Source organism: Algoriphagus aquatilis (assembly GCF_042657405.1).
GTDB lineage: Bacteria > Bacteroidota > Bacteroidia > Cytophagales > Cyclobacteriaceae > Algoriphagus > Algoriphagus aquatilis.
This window is the reverse complement of the sequence record NZ_JBHSKS010000001.1, coordinates 149,483-167,323: the sequence shown is the minus strand read 5'-3', so window position 1 is coordinate 167,323 and position 17,841 is coordinate 149,483. Positions and strand designations below refer to the sequence as shown.

Sequence of the window (17,841 nt, the reverse complement as noted above, 5' to 3'; positions counted from 1 at the left end):
TATTAGAGCTTGACCACGGTTTGATTCACCTCATTCTTTGGCTTTACCTTCTGATTAGCTATACCTCGGATAAAAACCATACTTAACCCAATCGTCATAGGAGAAACAAAAGTTCTCATAGCAGCATGAAAACTGGTAAATACGCCAACCACAAAAAGTGCAGTTACTACCCCAACTAAGGCTGGGTTGGGATTGGATCTTGGTAGCTTAAGCCCATAATTAACCAAAATAAGAAAGTAAATTACCCCAAGAAGCCCATGTTCACCCAAAAGGCGGCTTAATTCTACGTGAGCCACCACACCCGTCATTTTTTCTCTCAAATATTTAGAAGCACCCGCGCCAACACCCAAAATCGGGTTTTCCAAAAACAAATCAATATCCCCTGTAAATATGTCAAATCTTCCAGAGGTAATGGTATTTAGTGATTTCTGTTTGGATCCAGATACTGTGCCAGCGGTCTCACCTTGATACCTGAGCAAAAGCATTCCATCGGTAAGTCGATTTACAGCAAAAAAGACCCCCATGATGAGAATAAACGATGGGATGAGGTATTTCCCTATCCTAGGTAGGTTGTATTTCCTTATTTGCCAAGTTTTGGCATTTCTCAAAACAACTAGTAGGACAAAAATCCCTAAAAATCCAGTCACCATTCCTCCTCTGGAGAAGGTCAATAAACCTTGAAGGATAAAGACTGCCAGTAAAGTGGTATCTAACCATCGATATCCTGTCAGTTTCCAATTGTTAATCCAGAAAATAAATACCAGAAATGAAGCCAGACCCAGTCCAGTCGAAACTTGATTCGAACCAAAGCCACCACTAGTTACCATGTTTGCACCTAACTCAAATTCTACGTCACCAAGATCAGGAGCTTTAAAAATAGCGTGAGCCAATACAGCCACCATTGGATAAATCATCAAAATTATCAGATTCATAAACATGGTTCTGGAGAAGCGCTTGCCTTTAAAAAAGAGAATCGCCAAAGCAACATTGAGTGGACCTAGAAAATTAAAAATCATGTCAAGAAAAGAAACTTGACCTGAAAGATCCAATATAGCTCCTGGGATGAGGGCCAAGGCCATCCATAAAGCAGGCCATTGGCTAGTCCTATATTTCAAAATCCCGATTACAAGAAGAATGAAAAATAGATATTTCCCCATCTCATATGGGATATATGGAGAGGTTTGGGCCATACGGGCAATCAGCTCAAAAGAAAGCAAATACACCATCATCGCAGCATATATGGATGGTGGAGTCGATGGCCGAAGAACTTGAACCATGGATGTAAAAAAACTTAGGTAAAACCAAATGATCAGCGGGAAAGGACTTAGCAAGGATGCAAAACCCAACAAGGCATGAATGCCCATCCAAAAAAGAACTGATCGATAATTTAAAAGGTATTTAATCACAAACTTGAATTCAGTACGATAGAAACCTTACTTGGCGAATAATCTTTCCTTTAACTTTTTAGGCCATTCTTTATCCATACATGGCTTCTCTATCCAGATGAAAAATAGAGCAGAAATCACCATCAATAAGACCAACGCTATAGTGAAATGAAAATAAAAGTTTGAACTGTAATTCTCAAAAAGGAAAATAGAAGGGGAAATCTTTACTATCAATCCAAAGAAGGCTAAATGCAACAGGTAAATTGTATAACACATCCCTCCTATAAGATAAACTAGTGGTCGAGTGTAAAGCCAGTTATGAATTGAGCCTTTAAAAACTGACAAAAACAAAATAAAGATGGAAATATTGAAAATCAATTGATTATAAAAGCCAGCCTGAGGTTTATAAAACATGAAAAAAGAGATGCATGAAACTAGTCCAATTACATCCCAAATCAGGCTTTTCTTTTTTAACCATTCTCCCCGGATTAAGAATAAGTAACCAAAACCAATGCCTATTGAAAAATGACTGAAGTAGCCTGCAATATTGGCCATCATTCCATATGGCCCCTCATTTAGAATCCATCCTCTCATGTAGATGGAACCAAAAAATAAGGAAATAAGTACCCAGAATGCCAGCTGTCGACGGTTGGGTTTTAAAATGGCCAACGCTAATATGGGAATGAGAATATAAAATTGCACCTCCGTCTCTAGACTCCAGGTTACAGGATTAATAATGGAATATTCATTGAAAATCACCGTATGCAAATACACCAACGTGGCAAAATAATGAGGAAGCAATTGTCCAAAATCTGCTCCTAAAACCACCACGTGGACTAGTAGAAACCCTGTAATGGCCACTAAAAATGGTGGCTCAAGCCTAGTCAACCGACGAATAAAATACTGTTTGATAGAGATAGATTTACCATTGAACCAGTATTGCTGAATAAATGGAACACTCAAGATAAAACCGCTAATTGCGAAAAACACCTTGACACCCAAATCCAATCTGGAAAACCACCAGCCAGCAGTAGTCATACCACCGTCTACCCAATCCATGGTTACTTTTCCTTCTATTTCTTTTGAAAAAAGATAATGGAAATGAAATACGACTACAGTCATGATTGCTAAAAATCTGAGACCATCTATCTCAGGAATAAAGCCTTTTCCAGTGGTAGTTCGCCTGAAAACTGAAATCCAATTCCCCATTTAAACGAGTTGAATTTTTGGAGAAATCAAAGTTTGATAAGCATTCCAAAAGCATTCTTTTCCAAATTCATGCTCGACCTTCTTTTGCAGCCGCTTACCTCTTTGAATTGCATCTGGATAATTAGTAAGTACCTCAAGCATTGATCCTGCAAGTTGGCTAGAGTTCTTTGGACTCACTGCCCAGCCAAACTCTTCACTGGGAATAACTTTTTGGCAATCACCCACATTGGTACAAATCACTGGCAAACTGGCGAGTCCATATTCCAAAAGAGCAACCGGAAGGCCTTCAGATTCTGAGCTAAGGATACCCACATGAGACTTTGCCAAGTAAGATTCTACAGATGTGGATGGGCCTATCAATTGGATGTATTCCTCCAATCCGTGGCTAGAAATCTCATCCTTGACTTTGGCAATCCACTCATTATCAATCCACTCCCCTACCATCAAGACTTGAAATTTTTGGATCTGAGAAGTAAGAATCTTAACTGCCTTTATAAGATTGAGTTGATCTTTTTGAGGCCTAAAATTCGCCAAATTCAGAAATGTAAAAATTTCAAATTTATCTTGAGTCTTTAAGTTGAGCCAAGGAAAATTTCCTACAAATAGGATATCCAGTTCCCTTCCAGAAAGTTCTTTTCTCCAATGATTTTCCAGCTTTTCATTGACAACCATGAGTTTATTGATCCATCGGGCAAAAAACTTCATTTCTCTTCTTGGATAAACATCTAACTGATCACTTAATCCAAAATGATCATGCCAAACAAGGAAAAATTTAGAGGTCAGCCACTTGATCGCTACAGCCCAGTAAATGGAAGTACTATGAGCGTGTACCAAAGTCGGACCGCAGGTTTGAACAAGACGCCATAACCTAAAAAAGGCGAATAGGTCATAGAATGCTTTTTTATTTAAAAAATGAACAATTACACCCTCCGGAATTTGAGCTTCAAGCCCTCCGCCTCTACGAGAAACAATTAAATGGCTTTCCCAACCCTTTTCTGAAAAAACTGCGGAAATATTGATACTCATCCGCTCTGTCCCTCCCATGGAGAGCGTGTCGACAATTTGAAAAAATACCTTTTTTCTCACCCAACCACCAATTTTTTGATTTCTGACTCAAATCTTTCCAAGGTAAATTGCCTAGACCAGTCCATGGCTAGTTGTGATTTTTGAGTATATGATATTCTGTCTTGGAGGTAATGATGAAGTTTATCGGCGATCTCCTGAGCATCTTTTTTAACCAAATCTCCCCTTTCCCCATTTCCAATCATGTAGGGTACGCAAGAAACCTTCGTAGTAAGCGGTAAGCAACCCCAAAACATTGCCTCTGCTACAGCTTTCGGCCAACCTTCAGTCTCAGAGGCAAATACCAAGAAATGACTTCTTTGGTAGGCGTCTTTTAGCTCCTGAGAAGATACATTTCCATGAAGGATAATTTGGTGTTGAAGCTTTTCTGATTTGATGAACTCTTCAATCGCCCTTCTTTCTGAACCTTCTCCATAAAGATGCAGTTCGCTTACAATCCCCTTTTCAGCTAAGGATTTTACGGTATGACAACTGATCATAGGATTTTTACCTGGATGTAGGCTGCCTACAAAGATCAATTGAAGAGTTTCCTGAAGGATTCGAGTAGTTACAGGAGTTTTTTCCTGCTCAGAGTAGCTTGCTGTAAAAAAATCAAGGAGATTTTTATTTGGCTTACCCCACTTTCCATAGACCAAGACTTGAATATTCTTAGTCAAAAATTGACTGGCAAGAATCTTTCTTTGCCACTTATAGGTTAGCGGCTGAGGACTTTCCGGATCCCAATTACCTGCATATTTCGCAGTTTTCTTTTTTTTCGGAAATAAGATTTGAGCCAAAGCGCCGATCAATCCCATATTACCAGGACATCGAAGGTGGATATGGTCCGCTTTCGCCATTTCTGAAAAGACCTTTTGAAAAATCGAGGGCAGTGAAAAAATCGTTTGGAATCTAGATCTCCAAGACAAAAGATTGAATTCTGGCACTTCTACGAAGGTGATCTTCTGATGCTGATATGACAAATCAATCGGATCCGGAGAAACATGCTCGATTTTGGGAGCAAGGATTACCACCTCGTCTACATACTTCAGCCAAAGATTCATTTCCTTGACATATGGGCCATAAGCAAAAAAACTACTTCCTACTCGCTTATGAACTACATGGGAAACGATCAAAAATCTCATCTGAAATTCAAACCCGCTCTAACCTTTTGATAAAACTCTAAATTTTGAGGCAGGATGTATTTAATATTAAACTGCTGATTAACCTTAATTTGGCCAGCAATCGCCCTTTTTTGCATTTCAATTGGGTCAGAAAATACTTCGATGATCTGCTGTGCAATACTCAAAGGACTGTGTGGGTCACATAACCAACCCGATATTCCATGCTCCACTACTTCAGGCCCCGGACCTAGTGATGTATATATCACTGGACGTTTCATAGCCATAGCTTCTGGAGCTACTAATCCTAAAGTCTCAATATGAGAGGGGAAAATACAGCAATTTGCCTTAGCATAAATCTCAGGGAGGTCCTTTTGGTCCACAGGTCCATGAAAGAGAACATGGTTTAAGATCGCTGGAGATAATTGAGATTTGAGGTAAGAAAGGTAAGATTTGCCTTTAGGATCATTCCAATCCCTTCCATAGACATGAAGAACGGCTTGAGGGAAGGCCTTGACGACCGACTCCATTGCTAAGCACAGTTGGCGAATTCCTTTTTTTTCAATTAAAGTTCCAGCAAAAACAAGACTGTAGGGTTCAATTTTAGAAAAATCCTGTCCTTCAAACATTCCAAGATTAATCGGGTACATGATCACTTGAACAGGCTTATTATTCAATGAAAGCAACTTAGAAGTATGTTGAACTACATAATTGGAAACACCAATGAATCCATCCGCCTTCTTAAAGGATCGTTTTTCTTGGTATCCTTTCCATAGGTTAATCTTTCTGTTTTCACCTTCTGCGAAAAAATGATGCCCGCCATGAAGACGGATGATATAAGCGATGTCTTTCCTTTTGGTAATAAATGCGAAACTTAACTCAGAACCTTCCACAATGTCGATTGGATTGTTCTGATGGAGGGTTTCGATTTCTCTGTCAACAGCACTGTAATTATGGTACCAAGCTAATCCTCTTCTATAGGAAAAAGGGGTATAGATAATGGTGACCCCTTCTCTTTCGACTACCTCCCTCTCTCCATCAGTACCATTAATTACGGTAACCTTATGGCCCTCTTTGGCCAATGCTGGGCAAATCACTTTAAGAAAACTTCCAATACCACCATGAGCTTGACCAGGTTTCGGATATTCATTTGTCAGGTAACACAGGTGCATAAATCAATTTTTGGTGTTTGCCATACTTGAAAATACCTCAGCAATTCGGATTGCAGAAGACTTTTCTGGATTGGGCTCTACTATTTTATCAAACCACAGCTTACGGTCAGGAGCTATTTGATCCGGATTTTCCAAAGCGGTTTTTACTTGTTTGAGAATTTCACTTTTGGAGTAGATATAACCGACTGCCTTCCAATCACCCATCGATCTGAAATGCTGAAATTGATAGATAGTATCTACTGAAGCATCTTGTCTGATGCCTTCATGGTCATATCTCAAATAGAGACCTACATTACCGAAAACAGAAAAATCCAAAGCCATTGTTGATCCCATATTGACTACCACCTTACAGTGATACGCTAGATTTACCAAAAGCTGAAGATCCTCAAATAAAGGAAAAAAGCTTCCCCAATGATCTCCCTGAACCCATTTAGGGGGGATTAATTTAATATTCGGACAAGCGTTGAGAACGGATGAAAATCGATCTATTGACTCTACTGGGACAGGTCGAAAAAGAAGCTGAATACCTGCTTCGTTCACTAATTCTTCAGCTACATCTCTCAAAAACTTAGGATCATTCGGAGAGGTAAACGTATCACATCCTGAAAAACAAATCCACTCTTTTGAAAGATCTAAGCCATATTTTTCAGCAAACTCCTGCTTAGAAAGTAAAAGTTCCTTTTTAAAATAAAAGTCAAACTGGGGAGATCCAGTAATTGAAATTTTATTCTCCGTTATTTCAGGATAGTAATTTAGCAACTCCTCTTTCATGTACTGACTCCACACCAAGTATCGATCTACCCGAAATGGGAGTCTTCCTTTTGGTAAATTATCCCAAGAAAAAATGGCTGTTGCAGTTGGGATGCCCAACGATTTTGCAGCTTGAATGGCTGCAGTCACTGAAAATACACGTTGATGAGTACAAAATAATAGGTCAGGTTTGATCTTCTCTAAGATATTGCGAGCATCAATCATTTCATCCGATCTTTTAAGCAATCTAAATCCTTGTGATTCTACAACTTCAATTGCCTTATAGGTCGAAATTCGCTTACCTAACCATTCTGCAGCTTTATTAAGTAGTTTACCTTTTGTAGAGGAAGCTGCACCTGACCAATTGGTTAAAATGGTAGAATTATTCATTTTAGTGGCATTCAGGCGAATCCTTGCGTATCGTCCTGCCTCTCTTAACCATTGAATTAAAATTCCATTTGGCTTGTGCTCGAATTGGTATTGCTCCAACTTAATTCCAAGTCTATTTTCCACCAATTGGCTCAATTGAGAATCCAGACTATGCCAAAGTACGACTTGGTGACCTTCTTTCTTTAAAATTTCAAGAAGATCAGAATATAGATAGTTTCTAATTCCGACTCCGTCAGGAATCAACAAACAAATACGCATTAATGAATAGGTTATTTAAAAGAAAAGTGGACTTCTCTTTTGAGGTGAAATACTCGCAGCCAAATTTCCAAAACCAATGCAGAAAACAAGACTCTTGCCAGCGATTGCTGAGGTATTTGACGATGTTGGTTTAAGATTTTCAATAGGCCTACAGGATTGAAGTTGAAATAGGTCTCTGAGAGAGGCTCTTTTAAAAAGCCTTCCAAAATATCACCCCATGAGTGTTGCAAATAGGTCATATATGGTATTGAAAAACCTTTTTTGCTTCCCCTATGTGGATATCCTGCAAAATCCTGATAGATAGATTTTGTAATTTCCTTATCGATTTGATTTGGCATTAAGGAGTTTAAATCACTTTCAAGAGATAAATTCACCAGCCTGTGATCTAAAAAAGGTGCTCTTACTTCCAGCGAACTTCTCATGGCTGCGGCGTCAACTTTAAACAAAAAGTCCCCGGGTAGTCTTGTAAGTAAGTCAACACCAAAAGATAGTTTTTCAGGATTTCCCTGATATTCAGAAATCAGTTCCTCGGCCACATGAGAAACATAGTTGATAGGAACACCAGATTTAAAAACCTCTTTAAAACAACCTGAAAGGTTATTTTTCATGTAATAACCTTTCCAGCCACCCAGCTTAAATCTATTTTTATCGGAAAGGTATTTGCCTATTTTTTTTTGGGGCAGATTTAACAAAGCATTTAAACCAAGTTCTCCACCAAGAATCGGATTAGTTCCATAAGATTTGTAAAGATTAGGTTTATTGTACGATCCAAAAACCTCATCACCGGCATCCCCAGACAACATAACTTTGGTATGTTTAGAGACTGCCTCAGTGACCAAGTGAGTGGGAATAACTGAAGCATCTGCAAGAGGCTGAATCGATTTAAAAAGCTTAGCCAATATTGAAAGTGCTCCCGGATCCACATGAACCACCTCTTGTCTTATATTTAGCTTTTTCGCAAATTCTTTAGCATCAGCAGTTTCATCGCTTGATGGATCTCCTGTGGACATGGTTACAGCCAAGATATCTGGTTTGATTTCCTTGGCAATAGCCGAAATAACAGAAGAATCGATACCTGAACTCAAGAAAGTGGCTACAGGCACATCGGCATGTAGTTCTTGATCAACAATATCATATAACAGAGATTTAACTTGCTTTTTAAGCGAAGTAAATCCAATTGAAGAAGTTACTTGTTTAGGAAATGAATAATAAGTTGAAAAATTAAGATCACTACCATCAAGAACCATTTGAGAACCAGGAGGAAAGATGCTTACTTCAGAATAGATCGAATGATGAGGATTTATAAACATATTCTCCATCAAATCCACCACTGCAGATTGATTGATGGTAAGTGCCCGAGTATATAGCTCAGCTAATGCACCTAATTCAGATGCAAACAAAAATTCTTCGTCAGTATGGATGTAAAAGAAAGGCTTTTCTCCGAAACGATCTCGAGCTGCAAATACAGATTGATTTTGATGATCATATATCACAAAAGCAAACATGCCAATCAGATGCTCACAGATAGTCTTACCATAATGCCTAAAAGCTGCCAAAAGAACTTCTGTATCCGAGGTAGTAATAAAGTGGTAACCTAATGACTTTAATTCCTTTTTTAAACTTAGGTAATTATATATCTCCCCATTAAAGACAATGGTCAATCCCAGATCTTCATTATAGAATGGCTGATTGGCGGATGAGGAGAGGTCAATAATGGAAAGCCTATTGTGACCTAAAGCCACTTTAGAATTTGCCCAAATTGACTTAGCATCTGGCCCTCGATGAGCTTGCAATTGCAGCGACTTCTCTAGCCTATTCAGGTGGCTTGGAGTGAGGTCATTCTTTAAACTTAGTATACCCGCAATACCACACATATCAGGAAACCAACGCTTTTAAATATCTTTTTTCCCAATTTTCAAGACTCTGAAATCCATCAAGCAGATTCTTGTTTGGGAAAAAGTCATCTCTTTCTTTCCAAGCAATATCAAACGCTGCTTCCCACTCCTCCAATATGTTTGGATGATGAACCAATAATGCTCCGGGCAAATTACTGATTACCTCAGGGATACCTCCCGAATTTGCTGCAATAATACGGTTTCCGCACTTTGCAGCTTCAGCGAGCGAAAGCCCGAACCCCTCCTTCCACAAAGAAGTAAACGCATAAAAATCTCCTATTTGCAAAAAATAAGGGAGTTCATTATTAGGGATCTTACCCAAATACCTGATGTTTGGAATGTCTTCTGAAATTGGTGACTCCGAACCAATAACTATTATTTCTAGCCCTTGAAACTTAGGGATTATCCGTTTTAAAAGCTCTTTAAATAAATGAAACCCCTTTTTAGGCCGCGGATTGGATAACCAAATCAAAATCCTTGATTCGGGATTATATCCCAATTCAACTTTTCTTGCCAATTTTTCATTTTGAGATAGCGGAAAAAATCGGGAAGAATCTACTCCATTGCCTACTACAGATACAATAGGTGTAAAGACTTCATTTCTTTCTACCGATTCCTCATAGCCTAAATTTGTTAAAAAAAGAACTTTATCAACTTGTTGCGACCATCCCCCACCAAAAAGAAATGAGTGCCCATGAAAAGAAAATACAAGTTCAAAATCAAATCCTTTGGACTTAAGTCTAGCGAAAGCTTCCAATAGGATAAGATCATCCATGATCAGCACTTGGACCTTTTCGCGATGAATATCCAGCGTTAAAAATCTATTTACAAATTGTCTAGAAACATGGGAAAGGATATGCCAACTTCTAAATCTTGCAGGGAAAAATGGAATCCACTTTTTCTTCTCGCAGAAAATAAAGGAGTCATTAGGTATTTCTGTTGGAGAAAGAATAAAATCAAAAAAATTCGGATTATTTTCTATTAACCTCGTAATTCTATTAGTCCAACTACCAATTCTAGTAGAAGGAAGAGGTGTGTTAGAAATTAAAACTCTCTTCAAAATAAAAATTAAAATTCTTGGAGTTCAACCATCCTCTTGAACTGAGGATTGGATTCCAAAAGACTCTCGAAATTATTTGAATCAATTATTTGCCCTTTAGACATTAACGAAATGACATCTGCCTTCCTAACCGTACTTAATCGGTGAGCAATTATGATCATGGTAAATTTCCCCATGAGCATATCGATATTATCCTGAATTTGTCTTTCAGTCTCAGAATCTAAAGCAGAAGTTGCTTCATCAAAAATTAAAATATCTACCTCCTTAAATAATTCTCTAGCTATAGAAATTCGTTGCTTTTGCCCACCACTAATCAAAATACCATTATCACCAAGCTTCGTTTGTTCTTGATCAGGTAACCCTAACACAAAAGCATCCAAGTTAGAAAGCTTTATGGCTTGATTAAATCTAGATCTAGTCTCTAGATTATCAGGCGCCCAAAGTGTTACATTATTAAAAATCGTATCATTGAAGATCACTGGTTCTTGGGTAATATATCCAAACCTTTTTCTGTAAGTAGAAAGATTTACCAAGCTCCTATTTTCATGGTTAACTATTACATTACCCTCTGTTGGAGTCAACAATCCTATAATGAGATTAACCAAAGAAGTTTTACCACTACCACTTTCTCCTACGAATGCATAAGTTTTAAGAGGTCGTAATTCAAGTTGTATATTTTTTAATACTTGAAATCCATTTGGATAGGAAAAACTAATACTATCGAGTTTTAGGGAATCTATTCTCTTTAATTCATTATCCAATGGAAATGATTCTGCACCATCTTTGAATTCATCAATTAAATCAACAGAAGCTCTGAGTCCTCCAATATTGGAAATGAATCCTTGCCAACTTCCCTGCAGAGTTACTATAAAATTTAATGCTCGATAAAGAAACATTAAACTCAGCATTATAGTGGCAATCGTACCACCGAAGTAATTAACTTGAATGGCAATAATCAAAACTACAACGGATAAAATCATTGGCTCACGAGCGCTTGACATAATTGCATTGTATATTCCTATTTTCCGTTGATTATGCTCAATTCTATCAATTATATCCTTTAACTTTTCTTTATAGGAAGAAAAATAATCAGTCGCCTTCAAATATTTGAAATTATAAACTGATTGAACCAAGAAAGATTGATAAGTATGACCCAAATTAGAAAGGCCCACTGAGGCTATTTCAGTATTCCTAAAAAGAACCCGAAAAACAAAATTAGATAAATAACCACCAATACTAACAAGAATGGCAAATTGAAAGTTAGACAACATAGCTAAACCTATGTAAACCAAAAGTAAAACAGCGTGTTGAACAGAATTGAAGTAGGCCAAAAAACCATAAGTTAATTTAATACCCTCAGAACCAAGTACATTTTGAACTTTACCAGAATCTAGTTTTAAAAAGTTTTTATAATCTAGATTACTAAGACCATCCACTAATTGGTTTCTAAGGTTTTTTACAAATTGATTTTGGAGTTTGATTTTATACCATCCATCAATAAATTTCAAAATCGCTTTCAATATAAAAAGAACAACCAATACAATTATAACAGTGGTCAGGTTGAGATTAAGTCCAATTATTCTTAACCAATCAATTAAAAATTGAAGTTCTCCCATAGATTGAGATGACTCTAGATTCCCACCATCAGCTGCCAGTTGGAATACAGGAATGAACATTGCCAATCCAAACCCATCTAGAAGCCCCACAAAAATGCTGAATGATATCAACACGATTGACCTATATCCCAAATAGGAATAAAAGAAAAAAAAGTGTCTGAAGTACTTTTCAAGTAATAAAGATAACTTATTCATTTTAGATCAAGCTCGATGCTTGAAGATTATTGTCTTTAATTTGTAATATAGATTATATTTTAATCTTTTAAAGAAACCGAAGCTAATCTTTTCATTATGTGTGCCATCATAGGCATCATAAGCTGGGTAAGCTGGCCAAAGATTTAATTCACCAGCATCTAAAAGGTATAGAAAGACTGCTTTCATCAATACATATTCCATGAATACTTTCTTGCTTTCATCAAGATACTTTTCAACAGATGGAATAAAATAATTAAAATAAAAAGTCTTTTTCATTATCATCAATCTAGAGTCTGCCCATTTAAGGTTTCTAGTAGGATTAACATAAACTTCTTTTGAAACAAAATTAGTAGGTATTATAACATCATTTATGTTCTTAATAACATATCTCCCCGTTATTTTAATCAAGTAATCAACTTCCTTGAGGAACTGAGAATTAGACATCGCATAATGAAATATTTCGACTTCTCCATGTGATTTACCCAAATGACTTACCTTTGAAAGGAAACTCATGTATTCCAAGGTATCAAATTGCTTTTTAAGGTCAATTATTAATCTGGAATATGTGTTAGAATTTTCAATAAAAACAACACGATAACCTTGCTCTAAGTAAAATTTTACAGCCTTAAAATAATCAATTTCTCTTTCCTTCACATCATTTCTACCATTTGGCTCAAGAACACCCAAAGGTTTAATTGTAGCAGTTAAAAGAATGACATAACTCATTTTATTGGGGAATAAACAATAATTAGGACAAGAAAGTAAACTTACAATTAAAAGGTAATTAAATCAGTCACTTATTTTTAGTTGTTTCTTAAATCGAAACACAAACTAGCTACGCTTTCTTTCTGAAATATCTATTTAAAAAGTTATATTTCTCATTTTTATCATCATCATAGTATCCATATCCATAACCATAGGTATAACCATAGCCATAGGTAACATTACTTCCATCCACACCGTTAAATACTGCATATAAATTCTTTAGCCCCTTACTAGTTTTTAGACCATTTAAAGCCTCTACGAATGTCCTTTGACTGTAGTTTTGTCTAAATACAAACAAAGTAAGGTCTACATAAGGCAACAGATCAATAGTTTCACTTACTAATCCAATTGGTGGCGTATCAAGGATTACAACTTCATAATTATTTTTAAGCTCTGTTATGAGATCTCCAAAATTCTTTGTGAAGAGTAATTCAGCCGGATTTGGAGGAGTAGGACCTGATACTAGAATATCTAAATTATCATATTTTGATTTACTAACCGCTTTATCCCAATCTATTTGTCCACTCAAAACAGTAGAAAGTCCAACTTCATTAGAAATTCCAAAGTCATTAAAGATTCTTGGCTTTCGCATATCACAACCAACCAACACGGTCTTTTTACCTGTCAAGGAGTAGACAGAAGCCAAGTTCATTGCACAAAAAGTTTTTCCTTCGCCTGAGATAGTAGAAGTAACCATTACAGTAAGTTGATTTTCATTTGGCGCAGCAAATCGAATGTTGGCTCTGAGTGATCTGAAACCTTCTGCCAATCCTGACTTTCCTTGTTCCAATACTACAAGATTTGACTTCTTCTTATTGTAAAGAATTGTAGAAAGCAAGGGAATTCTAAGTTTCTTTTCCAAGTATGACACATCCTCAATTCTGGTTCTAGTTAATTCCCTAATTAAAAGAACTAAAATTGGAATAATAAAACCGACAAAAATACCAAGCGAATAATTTCGAATCGGAATTGGACTAACCAGGTATCCGCCAGTAGCAGGTTCAATAATTTTATTTTCTGCCTTGTTTGATGCTTTAGTAATGGCTGCCTCGGCCCTTTTCTCCATTAAAAAATTATAGATATTTTCATTTAGAGCAAACTGCCTTTGAATCCTGATTAAATTCTGTTCCGTTTCTGGAAGATTCCTAAATGAGCCTTCTATTTGAGAAATCCTTGATTTCAAATCCTGAATTAAAAGTGCGGAATTACTATCTACATTTTTTAATAATACCTGTATAGATCTGTTAAGCTCTTTAATCTTGTTTGACGTAGCCTGAACAACAGGAGCCTGCTCGGTTAGTGTTGCCAATTGTCTAGATTTATCGACTTGAAGCTCCATTAAATTAGAAATCAAGGAATTCAAAATCGGATCATCTATCCCAATTCCAGATGGTACAACCAAATCACTGTATTGCTCTCTTTCTAAATAACCTGATAAATTTCGGTAATAAGTCCTTTTAAATTGTTCCTGAGAAAGCTGGGCCTCTAGGTCAGTCAATTGTGTAAATACGGAAGAACTCTCAGTTTCAAGATTGTAAATTTTATTAGAGGATCTGAATGTTTGAAGTTGATTTTCAAATTGTCTTAAACTATCAGAAACTCCAGCAACTTGACTATCAATAAATCGGACTGTATTAGATGCTACTTCATTCTTTTCTTCTAATTCAAGGAATAAGTAAGTTTCCATCAATTTATTGATATAAACTTCACCTTTTCTTACATTCGGAGTCTGCAGACCCATTTCCAAAATTGTACCCTCTTTTTGAGAATTTTCAACAATTAGTTTGCCCGCATACTCCCCAATTAAAGATTCTAGATCTCTGAATTTTACCAAAATTTCACCTTCTGAATCAGCGCTTGTCTTGGTGACTTTAATTTCAAAATTGTTAGTTTTGATCCATTCACCAAATGCATACTCAGTAGGTTCTGGAATTATTTCCAGCCTAGCTTTTGAGCCATCAGGCAGGTATTTTATATAATCTTTATCCTCAAAAGAGAGCGAAAATTTTTGCTCATTTGTCCATCTTATTGTAAGAAGGCCCTGAGTAATCTGAGGCTGTTTCCAATTTACTTCTACCAAAATTGGTGTATTTTGGTAAAGCTCATTATTAATAAAAGTGCTTTTCGTATAATATTCAACATTGAAGTCCAGCTGTCTTAAAGTGGCTTCAGCGATAGGTCTTGACTTTAGGATTGTAATCTCATTTACCAGTCCATTCTTTACAGTACCATCTATGCCGGGGCTACTGAATAGGTTGAATTGCCCTTCTGTATCTTTCACAAAAAATAATCCTGACACTCTGAAAACCGGAGTAGTCATTCTTGTATAGATATAGGAACCTACAAAAAATATTAATATTGATACAAGAATAATCGGCCAAATCCGAATTATCTTGGGAATTACAGATCGAATATCAAAAGAACTTTCTTCATTAAAAAATTCTTTCTCTTCGGAATCAAGGCTCATAGTTTTAATTATTCTGGACTAAAGTAAGTATTAAGGCAATTGCGGTAATTGAGGTTGAAAGCAAGGTAAGGGTTTCAACTAAGGTACTTCCTGCACCTATTTCCCTCACCTTCATGGGTTCAGCATAGATTAGATCATTAGGCTTTAGCCAGTAGTATTCAGATGTAAGTAAACTTCTATCCAATAAATTTATCTTATGGATTTGGGAGCCATCTGGATATTGTCTTATCAAAAGTACTTCGTTCCTTTTAGCCAACCTGCTCAAATCACCTGCAAAAGCTATGGCTTCGAAGATGGTAACTCTATTTTGAAGAATAGTGAACTTACCAGAATTATTGAACTCACCAAGCGCGCTGAATCTAACTCCACCTAATCGCACCCTTACAAAATACTCTCCTTCCTTAACATATTTTTTCACTTCCTCTTCAACCAAAATCTTTGCCTGCTCTATAGTCAGACCTTCTAACCTCACTTCTCCAATTAAAGGTAATTCAATTTTACCGTCATCATCAATTGTAAAGCCATTCATAAAAAAGACATCCCCAACACTTTGACCTCCAGCCATTTGATTCATTACCTGATCATTACTTGTCGCCATGAGTAATCTATTGAGATCTTGATCAGTTGTTTTGACATTTACTTCTACGATATCATTGACCTGCAGTAAGTATTGTTCTGTCTGATAAGGATACTTTACGCTTGATTCTACAAGGGGAGTAGTGCTCCCTTCTAACTCTTGCATGTAAACAAGCTTTTTATTTGAGACGCACGAATTCAATATTATTAGGGAAATGCAGAACAATAGAATTAATCGAAGTTGCTTTAGAATCATTTGAATTTGGGTAAAGTGGTTTTCAAAAATATGAATTTATCAAGATTATAAAGTTCTATTTACTTCTAAAAATCAAAGTCTTGCATCAACTTCAGATTTTGGTAAAAATCCTTTCACGTCAAAAATTACTTGATTGCGATTTTTTCTCAATGGTAATGTACGGAATTGATTATGGGAAACCGCCAATACAATAGCTGAATAGTCAGATAATTTAGGAACTTGATCTGCTGATGTAATAAAAATTCCATACTCTTTTTGTACTTCCTCTGGATTAGCCCACGGGTCGTACACATCAACATCCATATCAAATGACTTCAATTCATTGTAAATGTCAATTACTCGTGTGTTTCTGACATCAGGACAATCTTCTTTGAATGTAAAACCTAATATTAAAACTTTCGAATCAATAACTTTCAGATCTTTTCTCATCATGAGCTTTATGACCTCTGTAGCCACATATTTTCCCATACTGTCGTTTAAGCGCCGACCTGCCAGAATAATTTCTGGATGATATCCAACTTCTTGCGCTTTTTGAGCCAAATAAAAAGGATCAACTCCAATACAATGTCCTCCAACAAGTCCAGGTTTGAATTTGAGAAAATTCCATTTTGTACCCGCTGCCTCCAAAACTTCATGAGTATCAATTCCAAGCAAGTTGAAGATTTTTGACAGCTCGTTAACGAATGCAATATTGATGTCACGTTGAGAATTCTCAATCACTTTCGCAGCCTCAGCTACTTTGATAGAAGACGCCTTATGAGTGCCCGCTGTAATCACCGTTTTGTAAAGTTGATCCACATATTCAGCAACTTCAGGTGTACTTCCAGAAGTGACCTTTAGAATTTTGGAAACTGTGTGTTCTTTATCTCCCGGATTGATTCGCTCAGGAGAATACCCCGCAAAAAAATCGACATTATACTTTAAACCAGACACTTGTTCAAGTACAGGAACACATTCATCCTCAGTAACACCCGGATAAACGGTAGATTCATAAATGACCACGTCACCCTTTTTCAGGTATTTTCCAATGTTCTCTGAAGCCTTTAGCATTGGTGTCAAAACTGGCCTATTGTGCTTATCGGTAGGTGTAGGAACGGTAACAATGTAAACATTACAGGATTTAAGTTGCTCAGGATCACATGTTGGCAACAAACCTATTTGCCCGATTTTAGGGGAGTTGGAAGTTAAAACGGATTTCAACAGATCGTCTTCCACCTCAAGAGTATGATCATTACCCTTGAGAAGTTCACCCACCCTTTTTTTATCTATATCAAACCCAATGACAGGAAACTTTTTTGCGAACTCAACTGCCAATGGAAGACCTACATATCCTAATCCAATTACAGCAATTTTTGAGTCTTGTATAGATGTTAACATTTTAGATATTAATGTTTTAAATAGGATTTAACTTTAGGCAATGATTAGATTAACTTTCAAAATAAACTGCTTAGACTTATAAACCCATTAAGCTATTTATTTCATTTTTCTTCCAAAAATTCAAAGCTCCGCCATCTCAGTCCCAAAAGAAAGAGTTAGCCTTTTTATAAAACGAACCATACGATCAACAAAAATCTCCTACGTAGATAGCCAAAAGGACTCCGGGGAGAAATGATTCGAAAAATTAATGAGTACCAAAGTTACTCATTTTACTTCTTGGCTTGCCTTTT

13 protein-coding genes are annotated in these 17,841 nt (G+C 36.6%); all 13 read right to left on the bottom strand.

Features of this window, described 5'->3' with window-relative positions; all coding sequences use genetic code 11:
- Positions 1–2: 2 nt before the first annotated feature.
- Positions 3–1,277 carry an O-antigen ligase family protein gene (locus ACFPIK_RS00690; RefSeq protein ID WP_377911170.1) on the bottom strand — a complete coding sequence of 425 codons (1,275 nt, stop codon included), beginning with the start codon at positions 1,275–1,277 and terminating at the stop codon, positions 3–5.
- Positions 1,278–1,433: 156 nt separating this feature from the next.
- Positions 1,434–2,594 carry an acyltransferase family protein gene (locus ACFPIK_RS00685; protein WP_377911168.1) on the bottom strand — a complete coding sequence of 387 codons (1,161 nt, stop codon included), beginning with the start codon at positions 2,592–2,594 and terminating at the stop codon, positions 1,434–1,436.
- Positions 2,595–3,680 (bottom strand): glycosyltransferase, encoded by a 1,086-nt coding sequence (locus ACFPIK_RS00680; RefSeq protein WP_377911166.1) that lies wholly within the window; start codon positions 3,678–3,680, stop codon positions 2,595–2,597. It abuts the gene before it with no gap.
- The gene (locus ACFPIK_RS00675) at positions 3,677–4,798 is read right to left on the bottom strand and encodes a glycosyltransferase family 4 protein (RefSeq protein ID WP_377911164.1); all 1,122 of its coding nucleotides are present in this window, start codon (positions 4,796–4,798) and stop codon (positions 3,677–3,679) included. The genes ACFPIK_RS00680 and ACFPIK_RS00675 overlap by 4 nt, the downstream gene beginning before the upstream one ends.
- The gene (locus ACFPIK_RS00670) at positions 4,795–5,946 is read right to left on the bottom strand and encodes a glycosyltransferase family 4 protein (protein ID WP_377911162.1); all 1,152 of its coding nucleotides are present in this window, start codon (positions 5,944–5,946) and stop codon (positions 4,795–4,797) included. Before ACFPIK_RS00670 ends, ACFPIK_RS00675 begins: the two co-directional genes overlap by 4 nt.
- A gap of 3 nt (positions 5,947–5,949) precedes the next feature.
- Positions 5,950–7,344: a glycosyltransferase family protein gene (locus ACFPIK_RS00665; RefSeq protein ID WP_377911160.1), complete on the bottom strand. Its 1,395-nt coding sequence runs from the start codon at positions 7,342–7,344 to the stop codon at positions 5,950–5,952.
- Between the two features lie 11 nt (positions 7,345–7,355).
- Positions 7,356–9,218, bottom strand: a complete 1,863-nt coding sequence (gene asnB / locus ACFPIK_RS00660) for an asparagine synthase (glutamine-hydrolyzing) (RefSeq protein ID WP_377911158.1) — start codon at positions 9,216–9,218, stop codon at positions 7,356–7,358.
- A 1-nt stretch (position 9,219) separates the two neighbouring features.
- Entirely contained in the window at positions 9,220–10,299 is a 1,080-nt protein-coding gene (locus tag ACFPIK_RS00655; protein ID WP_377911156.1) for a glycosyltransferase family 4 protein, read from the bottom strand.
- 8 nt (positions 10,300–10,307) lie between these two features.
- Positions 10,308–12,005, bottom strand: a complete 1,698-nt coding sequence (locus ACFPIK_RS00650; RefSeq protein WP_377911154.1) for an ABC transporter ATP-binding protein — start codon at positions 12,003–12,005, stop codon at positions 10,308–10,310.
- A 111-nt stretch (positions 12,006–12,116) separates the two neighbouring features.
- The gene (locus tag ACFPIK_RS00645) at positions 12,117–12,836 is read right to left on the bottom strand and encodes a hypothetical protein (RefSeq protein WP_377911152.1); all 720 of its coding nucleotides are present in this window, start codon (positions 12,834–12,836) and stop codon (positions 12,117–12,119) included.
- A 109-nt stretch (positions 12,837–12,945) separates the two neighbouring features.
- Positions 12,946–15,342 (bottom strand): GumC family protein, encoded by a 2,397-nt coding sequence (locus ACFPIK_RS00640; protein WP_377911151.1) that lies wholly within the window; start codon positions 15,340–15,342, stop codon positions 12,946–12,948.
- Between the two features lie 4 nt (positions 15,343–15,346).
- Positions 15,347–16,084 (bottom strand): polysaccharide biosynthesis/export family protein, encoded by a 738-nt coding sequence (locus tag ACFPIK_RS00635; protein ID WP_377911149.1) that lies wholly within the window; start codon positions 16,082–16,084, stop codon positions 15,347–15,349.
- Between the two features lie 162 nt (positions 16,085–16,246).
- A complete protein-coding gene (locus tag ACFPIK_RS00630; RefSeq protein ID WP_377911147.1) occupies positions 16,247–17,551 on the bottom strand; it encodes a nucleotide sugar dehydrogenase in 1,305 nt (434 codons plus the stop codon).
- Positions 17,552–17,841 lie beyond the last annotated feature (290 nt).

Excerpts from the sequence above, each read along its gene's own strand:
- ACFPIK_RS00675 (WP_377911164.1), bottom strand. The coding sequence starts at position 4,798 with ATGAGATTTTTGATCGTTTCCCATGTAGTTCATAAGCGAGTAGGAAGT.
- ACFPIK_RS00665 (WP_377911160.1), bottom strand. The coding sequence starts at position 7,344 with ATGCGTATTTGTTTGTTGATTCCTGACGGAGTCGGAATTAGAAACTAT.
- ACFPIK_RS00685 (WP_377911168.1), bottom strand. The coding sequence starts at position 2,594 with ATGGGGAATTGGATTTCAGTTTTCAGGCGAACTACCACTGGAAAAGGC.
- ACFPIK_RS00690 (WP_377911170.1), bottom strand. The coding sequence starts at position 1,277 with ATGGTTCAAGTTCTTCGGCCATCGACTCCACCATCCATATATGCTGCG.
- ACFPIK_RS00630 (WP_377911147.1), bottom strand. The coding sequence starts at position 17,551 with ATGTTAACATCTATACAAGACTCAAAAATTGCTGTAATTGGATTAGGA.
- ACFPIK_RS00670 (WP_377911162.1), bottom strand. The coding sequence starts at position 5,946 with ATGCACCTGTGTTACCTGACAAATGAATATCCGAAACCTGGTCAAGCT.
- ACFPIK_RS00645 (WP_377911152.1), bottom strand. The coding sequence starts at position 12,836 with ATGAGTTATGTCATTCTTTTAACTGCTACAATTAAACCTTTGGGTGTT.
- ACFPIK_RS00635 (WP_377911149.1), bottom strand. The coding sequence starts at position 16,084 with ATGCAAGAGTTAGAAGGGAGCACTACTCCCCTTGTAGAATCAAGCGTA.
- asnB (WP_377911158.1), bottom strand. The coding sequence starts at position 9,218 with ATGTGTGGTATTGCGGGTATACTAAGTTTAAAGAATGACCTCACTCCA.
- ACFPIK_RS00640 (WP_377911151.1), bottom strand. The coding sequence starts at position 15,342 with ATGAGCCTTGATTCCGAAGAGAAAGAATTTTTTAATGAAGAAAGTTCT.